The sequence below is a fragment of the Methylibium rhizosphaerae genome (assembly GCF_006386545.1).
GTDB lineage: Bacteria > Pseudomonadota > Gammaproteobacteria > Burkholderiales > Burkholderiaceae_C > Pseudorivibacter > Pseudorivibacter rhizosphaerae.
Genome location: NZ_SWAR01000055.1, coordinates 20,196 through 27,154 on the forward strand (window position 1 = coordinate 20,196; position 6,959 = coordinate 27,154).

Annotated in this window: 7 protein-coding genes; 5 read left to right on the forward strand and 2 right to left on the reverse strand. The window is 65.6% G+C overall.

Annotated elements, in window-relative coordinates; all coding sequences use genetic code 11:
• Positions 1 to 98: 98 nt before the first annotated feature.
• Positions 99 to 1,220 (forward strand): helix-turn-helix transcriptional regulator, encoded by a 1,122-nt coding sequence (locus E8D38_RS25305; protein ID WP_140636943.1) that lies wholly within the window; start codon positions 99 to 101, stop codon positions 1,218 to 1,220.
• A gap of 126 nt (positions 1,221 to 1,346) precedes the next feature.
• Here E8D38_RS25305 and E8D38_RS25310 read toward each other — a convergent pair whose 3' ends face one another.
• The gene (locus tag E8D38_RS25310) at positions 1,347 to 2,375 is read right to left on the reverse strand and encodes an integrase domain-containing protein (protein ID WP_181179424.1); all 1,029 of its coding nucleotides are present in this window, start codon (positions 2,373 to 2,375) and stop codon (positions 1,347 to 1,349) included.
• Positions 2,376 to 3,628: 1,253 nt separating this feature from the next.
• Here E8D38_RS25310 and E8D38_RS25315 point away from each other — a divergent pair.
• The 4 genes from E8D38_RS25315 to E8D38_RS25330 all read left to right on the forward strand — a co-directional run bounded on the left by E8D38_RS25315 (position 3,629) and on the right by E8D38_RS25330 (position 5,972).
• Entirely contained in the window at positions 3,629 to 4,702 is a 1,074-nt protein-coding gene (locus E8D38_RS25315; RefSeq protein WP_181179426.1) for a PRTRC system protein D, read from the forward strand.
• 41 nt (positions 4,703 to 4,743) lie between these two features.
• Positions 4,744 to 5,016 (forward strand): hypothetical protein, encoded by a 273-nt coding sequence (locus E8D38_RS25320; protein ID WP_140636949.1) that lies wholly within the window; start codon positions 4,744 to 4,746, stop codon positions 5,014 to 5,016.
• A 113-nt stretch (positions 5,017 to 5,129) separates the two neighbouring features.
• Entirely contained in the window at positions 5,130 to 5,432 is a 303-nt protein-coding gene (locus E8D38_RS29550; protein WP_425462818.1) for a CFI-box-CTERM domain-containing protein, read from the forward strand.
• Entirely contained in the window at positions 5,433 to 5,972 is a 540-nt protein-coding gene (locus E8D38_RS25330; RefSeq protein ID WP_140636953.1) for a PD-(D/E)XK nuclease family protein, read from the forward strand.
• Between the two features lie 490 nt (positions 5,973 to 6,462).
• Here the strand turns inward: E8D38_RS25330 and E8D38_RS25335 are convergent, their stop codons facing one another.
• On the reverse strand, positions 6,463 to 6,822 hold the full coding sequence (locus tag E8D38_RS25335; RefSeq protein WP_140636955.1) for a hypothetical protein: 360 nt from the start codon (positions 6,820 to 6,822) through the stop codon (positions 6,463 to 6,465).
• Positions 6,823 to 6,959: the final 137 nt, after the last annotated feature.

Here is a 6,959-nt window from a genome sequence, read left to right on the forward strand (position 1 = left end):
ACGTACCAATGTAGATTTGGAGCTATTGGCGTTTCGCCCCCACCGCTGGGGGTAAAGACCCCAGAGTCAGGCTGCGATAAGCGCAGCAGGGAGGTTCAATGAACAAGTCGACGCGCAACCGACTGGCCGCGTACTGCCACCAGCTCAGCTCATTGGACCTCGACGGTGCCACGACCGTGCCGATGGCGATCAACGCTCTGGGGGAGTTGATCGGTGCCGACTGGGCTGGTTTCATCTGGGCTGACTGTCATGGGGAACCCAGCGCGCTGGACTGTGACAACCCGGCGGTTTATAGAACGTGGCCGCGATTTGATGAGTTGCGACGCAGCGGGGAAGTCCGTCGGGTTTGTGGCGGCGACTTCCCAGACTGGGTGCGATGCCGGTCTCGCGCACCTAACTCCGCAGAGATCAACAAGAAGGTTTGGCACTCCAGCGCCTTCTGGAACGAAGTGGTTCGCCCAACGGGTACCGGGCAGTTTTGTACAACCGCGGTGCGGGATCAGGATCGTGGCCTGGGCTGCAGCGTGCTGGGCCGGTCGACCCTGTCGCGGCCGTTCACCCCGGCAGAGCAGCAACTAGTCCTCGAGTTCAACGGCCATTTGGTGCATGCCCTCCGACGCCCAGCTCGACACGCCGCCGAGGACTACGTAGACAGCGGACTCTCGGCTGCCTTGCTGGTTGACGTGTCGGCCAAGGTGTTGCATCGCAGCCCCCAGGCAGCCAGATTGCTGCAAATGGCCGACGACGGCTTGTGCCCCGCGAGCTCCAGTGCCATATCAGCGCTGTTGGCTCGCGGATTGGTGAGCCACTTATTGACGCTGCGACAGGGCGGCCCCGGGAGACCGCCTGTGCGGCGCATCACCAGCCGCTGGGGTCGCCAGGTGTGGCGAGCCTATAGCCTGAACGAGGACGACAGGCTGTTCCTGTTGCATATCCAGCATGAGGTGCCCAAGCAGGCGGCCTTCGCACGTGGCAGCTACGCGTTGGGCTTGAGTCCGAGGCAACAGAATGTGGCAGCTCGTCTTGCCAGCGGTTTGGCTCACCGGCGCATCGCACAGGATCTCCATGTCAAAGTGAGCACCGTGATCGACCACACACGCAAACTGTACGCGAGGCTCGACGTACACGATGCGACTCAGCTCGCGGATCGCCTCGTTGCGGCTACGATGAGTACAGATCAGCGCGGTCACTCGCCGGCCTCATTCTTTGTGAACAGGTAGCGGCGGACTGGTGAACGTCAGGATTTGGAGAGGAAGTGAAGCGGCCTGTCGGTCCACAAACTCTCACTGACCGGTCTCCAGGGCCGCTGCCATTCGACAGCCAAGGTCGATCGTCTGCAGCCATGCCTAGACCTCGGCCTTGGACTGGGCTTGTTGGGCAGACGGCGCGCTCGGCGCCAGCTCTGCCGCTCCGGACTCCGCGCCGCTTCCCTGGACGCACCCCGAACGCAGGACCGCGCCAAGGTAGGCCGTGCCGACGGACTCGCGCGCATGGCCCAGGTGCTCGACGAGCCGCAGTCGTGCCTCACGGTCCACGACACGGTCGATCGGCGGCCCGCCTTGCACGGGTGATCTGACTCCGGTGAGTTCGAAGTAGGTCCTGTTCGCGAACTCCTTGCGCAGGCCGTGGCTGGTGATGCCCAGGCCCTTGCGGGTGATGCCGGCCGCTCGCATCACGACGTAGTAGCGCGTCATCGCCTGCTTGAGCGTCAGCGCCGGATCGGCCAGCGAGCCGTTGCGGGTGCGCACCTGGGTCTTCAGGTAGTTCAGCGCGTCGCACTGCTCCTGGCTGTGCAGCGGCACGACGCGCGGGCGGCCGCCCTTGGTGCCGTCGTCCACCAGCAGCGCCGCGCCAGCATCGGCACGCCACGGCCGCAGCATGACGGCTTCCTTCACGCGCAGCCCGAAGTGCAGCTGGGCCAGCTGCTGGTTGGCGACGTACGGATCGAACGCGCGCAGGTGCGCGATCACGGCCTCGGGGTCGATGCTTTTCGTCGTCCAGCTGGCGTCGGTGCGTGCGGCGTACACGCGCTTCACTTCCGCCGGATCGGTGACGTACTCCACCGCGGGCTTGACCAGGCCGGGCTTGCCGATCCAGCCGGCGAACACGCGCAGGTGCGACAGCTTGGTCTGGATCGTGGCCGGCGAATGCTTCAGCGCGAGCCAGTGGTCCACCAACGCCTGCACATGGCGCTCGGCGATGTGCCTCGGGTCGTCGAGGCGAAAGCCGAGCTCGCGCAGTTGCTCGAAGCAGTCGAACAGGCGATCGCCGCGCTGCTGGATCGTGAGCGCGGAGACGGCCTTGTCGCGCCGGCCGTGCCGGTGGTTGTGTTCGCCGAGTATGTCGGCCAGGATGGTCTTCCAGTTGCCTTCCATGTCGAGATCCTTCGTCGGTGCGTGTTGCGTGCGCCCTTGCGTGTTCGGATCGCAAGGCCGAGTAGGACCGTCGAGTCGTGCAGCGCCGCTCCGGTCCACAGGGAGCCTGCACTGTCCGCGCATGGAATCAAGAGCTCGGCCAGCCTGCGCGGGCGCTGGTCCGGCCCCGGAAAGGATCTTGCTGTCTGCGAGAGGCCGACGTGCGGCGTCGCTGCAGCGGGGCGGTCGTCGTTAAAGTGATCCGTGCACGGTGAGGCCTGTTTCCAGGCGGAATCACCGTCCCCGGGCGCCGTCAGGCGTCGCCCAGGTCACGCTGGGATCACTTGATTGCATGCGTGAGTCCCACGTGGCCGCCGTCTGGCGCTGCGCATGCCTCTGTCGGACACGCGGAGCCCAGTGCAATTGCTCAGAATCGCTATGCGGCCGTTTCCTTCGCCCCTGCCACCAGGGCGACTGAGCCGTTCTAACCGCCTGTGTCATTGATGCCGGCGCCCGTAGGGCGTCGCGCGGGTCAACCGCCACGCGTTGCGAGCAACGCGCGCGAGCGGCGGTATAGCGAAGCAGTGGCGTTGGGCAGGAGATCAAGCTCCTGCGCTCTCTCGGGACTTCGAGGGCCGCCTCGGGGGCGGCGCCGTCGCTCTGGGCGAAGCGGCTACTTCATGGACCGAGGTCCGCTCCAGGCGAACGCTTCGGCTCTTGCCAGCCTGGCTGGCGACGGGCATCGCGCCCGTCTCGGTTGAATCGCTGAGTCGCTGCCACATGGGCAGCGCGGGGGCAGTCAGCTCTGCACTTCCCTGGGTGGCTCGGCCACCCTCCGAACAGTGCGCGAATTCTTGGCGGTGCGGTGTGGCCTTGTCAACGGTAGGGTGCGTGATAGCACCGGCGAATGCGTCGATGCAAGATTCCTGGGCCTTGCAAAGCCGCGGTTTCTGGCGTTCGTTCTCTTGCAAACGGGGCTGCAGACCACGACTTGACTCAAATTCGAGTTCCTCTCTCTTGTACCTTTCTTGCATGCCTCATTTTGAGGCAGCCCGTGCAGGTGCAAGCGCGGCGGTTCAGCGCCCCTTGAACCGACGACGACGGCAGGGCGAACCTCCAGCCGGCAGTCCAGCGCGTGTTCAGTCGAACGGATGAAGCGTGAGCGCCTCGGCGACGCTCGCTGCACATGCGTCCGGCTGAACGCTCGGCAACGGAAGCGGCCTCGTTTCGGCAGCGGTTCCGGCTCGCAAAGGGCGCTGTGCGCCGCTACCGTGATGGGCCTTGACGAGGTGCATGCGATGCAGGAAGACCCGTGGATCGTTCGAGCCGTCGACGTCGGCTACCGCAACTGCAAGTTCGTGGAGCGCGTCGACGGCGACCGCATCGTCTGCCAGACTTTCCCGTCGATCGCGCCGGTAGCGTCGGACCGCGACCTCGGCTTCGATCGTGGGTCGCGTCGCAACACGATGGTCATCCCGGTCGGCAAGGTCCGCTACGAGGTCGGTGCCGAAGCGACGCTTGCCCAGGCCACCGACGAGACGCGCAACCTCGACGACATGTACGTGTTGACCGACCCGTACCTCGCGATCGCGCGCGGCGCCTTGCGGCTGATGCGTGCGCCGCGAGTGGACCTGCTGATGGTGGGTTTGCCGGTGTCGCTGTTCAAGAAGCGTCGTGCCGAGCTCGAGAAGCGGCTGCAGGGGGACCACGACCTCGGTGACGGCAAGTCGGTGCACGTCGCACGCGTGAAGGCGATGGCGCAGCCGATGGGCGCCTTCCTTAGCTATGCGGTGCCTCATGCGCAGCGCGACGCGATGCTGCGCGAGCGCAACGTGATCGTCGACCCGGGCTGGCGCACGTTCGACTGGGTCGTCACGCAGTCGCTCAAGGTGCTCGACAAGCGCAGCGACGCCGTCAACAAGGGGATGTTCGCAGTGGTCCACGCGATCGCCGATGCGGTCGGCGCTGAGCTGGGCAGCCGCCTGTCGATGTTCGACCACGACCGCATCGACGCCGCGCTGAGGACGAAGGCGCCCGCCAAGTTCTTCGGGCAACCGTTTGACCTGGAACCCTTCCTCGACGCCGGCAAGCGTGTCGTGCACGAGGCCATCACCGAGATGCGTCAGGTCGTGCAAGACGGCAGTGACATCGACAACTTCGTGCTCGCCGGTGGCGCGGCGTTCTTCTACCGCGGCGAGCTGCAGAAGGCGTTTCCGAAGCACCGCATCCTGCAGGTGGACGAGCCGCTGTTCGCCAACGTGCGCGGGTTCCAGATCGCCGGCATGGAAATCATGGCGGCCGCCTTGCGCACCCCGGCTGCCGGGCCGCGCCGCGAGGCAGCCGCGTGAGCAGCATCCCTGGTCACGTGCGCACCGGCCCCGACGTTCGGATGAACGTGAAGGTCTCGCGGCGCGACTTCCCGCTGCTTGCCGAGGAGATTGCGCGCCTGCCGAAGGGACCGCGCCGGACAAACCGACTCGCGCATCTCGCGACGCTGGGGCTGTGCTGGGAGCGTGCCGTTGCCGCAGTGGGCGCCGTGCCGTGCGATCTCATGGCGCCACCGAATGGGGCCGTATCGTCGGACAGTTCGACGCGGGCGTATCGCAGTCGCCTGGATGCTGGGCAACTGGCGGCGCTGCTCGATGGCGACGCTGGAGCATGAAGCAGAAGCGACACATCACCGCCACCGAGCTCGCAGAGTGCTGCGTGTGCGAGCAGCGCGTCCTCTTCGATCGCCTTCGAGGCCGGCGCAGGACTGCCGAGGCCCAACGGCAGATGCAGGCCGGAGAGGCTGCGCACGCAGCATTGCATCGGAATGCGCAGCGTGACCAAGCGGGTGACGCTCGGTGCTTCGTCGCGACGGCGCTATGGGGTGCGACCGATTCAAGGACCCGGGCGCTGCGTGCGTGGCGCGATAGCTGGCTGTTGAAGAGGTGGTGGGGGAGGGCTGCAGTGGCCTGCTACTACGCGGCATCTCCCTGGCTGGTTCGTCTCACGGCCGGCACGCCGCGACTTCGATCGGCGATCGACGTGGTCCTGTCCGCCCTCGTGCGGCGGCTCATCGCCGAGCAGGAGTAGATGTTCACCCTGCTTTGCGCGCTGGCGCTCTTCACCGTTGCGGTGCTATGGGCGGTGAGGGTGGGCGCGCGCCGCTTCCGTGGCCGCCGCGTTGATCACGAGTGGCTGCCGGCCAACTTGCATACCGCCAAGCTGCTGTGGTCGGAGAAGCTGTTCCGATGTGGACAGCCGGTGCCGCTTGTCGTGCGCATCGACAGGGCCTACCAGGGGTGCGATGGGGAGCTGACGCTCATCGAGTTCAAGCGCCGCGCAGTGTGCCGCGTGCATCTGTCCGACGTGGTGGAGCTGTCGGCGCAGCGATATGTGCTCCAGACGGCCGGCCACCGCGTCAGCGGGCGGGCGTACGTCGTCGTGGTGCTGTCAGGCGGCGGATGCCCCCGCGCGATTCCGGTGGAACTGGAGGATCCGCAGAGAATTGAACAACGTGTGGCCAGGTTGCTCGCCCTTCGCGAGCAGCGGATCCGCCCGAACGGGGCGGTGCACTTCGCCGTCTGCCGAGGTTGCGGCCACCAGGAGGTTTGTCCAAACAAGGTGAGGTAGCGCACGCGGGGCGAGCGGGTTTCGGCCGGGGAGGGCGGCCCGTGTGTCGAAGGAGGGCCGGTGGCGGCACTGCGCCAGGTTCCTGCCGTTGAACGTGCGACGTTGGACTCGTGGCAGCGATCCGTTGTGGAGTGGCGGTGCCGGCGCCACGGGGGCGACCGGTGCGCAGCGTGTCCGGCCTGTCGAGCCGGGCTTGCGCACTCACGGTCTCGGCCACATCGCGATCATTCGACAGAACACAGCGCGGCAGCCCGAGTGATCGTTGTCCAAGGTACTGCCGACACTGCCTGCACCTCAAACCATCCGCGCCCCCAGGGACCGCTTGCCGACGGCACCAACTAGCAGTCGCGACCCAGAGCGGAAGTCCAGCACCTTCAAACGGGATCCCGCAAAGCAGTCGTTAGCGGTTAGGTCACTCAGTCAACGAAACCGATTCAAGCTCCCGGTCCGCTCGAACGAAAGGTTAGAAGACTTGAACGCATGGAGCCCCTTACCAGACAAACACTGCAACCAAGATGCCTACTGCCACACCAACCCAAAGCATGAGCCTTAGCCAGGCTGGTGCATCGCTGTTTGGCCAAACTATGTGATTGCCTGCGGCGCTGACGAGCCCAACCAAAAAGTGCACGACCGCACCCGCTAGTCCGAATCCCGCACCTGAAGACAGGTAGCCGAGGATGGCTCCACTTGCAGCGCCACCAAAAACGAACAGGGGAAACGAGACGTCGACGCGCAGCGCTGCAGCAAGCAGTACGGCGACAACGAGACCAAGTACGAGACCCGCCAGCAAACCCACGGCTAGTGAACCCAGGCGATAGGCAGACTCGGCGGACAGGTCTTCTTCTTCCATGAAGCGGGAGGCTTCTAACGTTCGACATGAGCGGCAGTTTCCGGCTTGCCGGAAACTGTTCGCTCGATGGAGGGGTTAGGCGGCTGCTGCACTACAGACCTCGCATTGAACCATTGCACTTTCCGCAAGCGCATCTG

Bases quoted from the DNA above. Each gene is read 5' to 3' on its own strand.
- E8D38_RS25305 (WP_140636943.1), top strand. From the start codon at position 99: ATGAACAAGTCGACGCGCAACCGACTGGCCGCGTACTGCCACCAGCTC.
- E8D38_RS25335 (WP_140636955.1), bottom strand. From the start codon at position 6,822: ATGGAAGAAGAAGACCTGTCCGCCGAGTCTGCCTATCGCCTGGGTTCA.
- E8D38_RS25320 (WP_140636949.1), top strand. From the start codon at position 4,744: ATGAACGTGAAGGTCTCGCGGCGCGACTTCCCGCTGCTTGCCGAGGAG.
- E8D38_RS25315 (WP_181179426.1), top strand. From the start codon at position 3,629: ATGGGCCTTGACGAGGTGCATGCGATGCAGGAAGACCCGTGGATCGTT.
- E8D38_RS25330 (WP_140636953.1), top strand. From the start codon at position 5,433: ATGTTCACCCTGCTTTGCGCGCTGGCGCTCTTCACCGTTGCGGTGCTA.
- E8D38_RS29550 (WP_425462818.1), top strand. From the start codon at position 5,130: ATGCAGGCCGGAGAGGCTGCGCACGCAGCATTGCATCGGAATGCGCAG.
- E8D38_RS25310 (WP_181179424.1), bottom strand. From the start codon at position 2,375: ATGGAAGGCAACTGGAAGACCATCCTGGCCGACATACTCGGCGAACAC.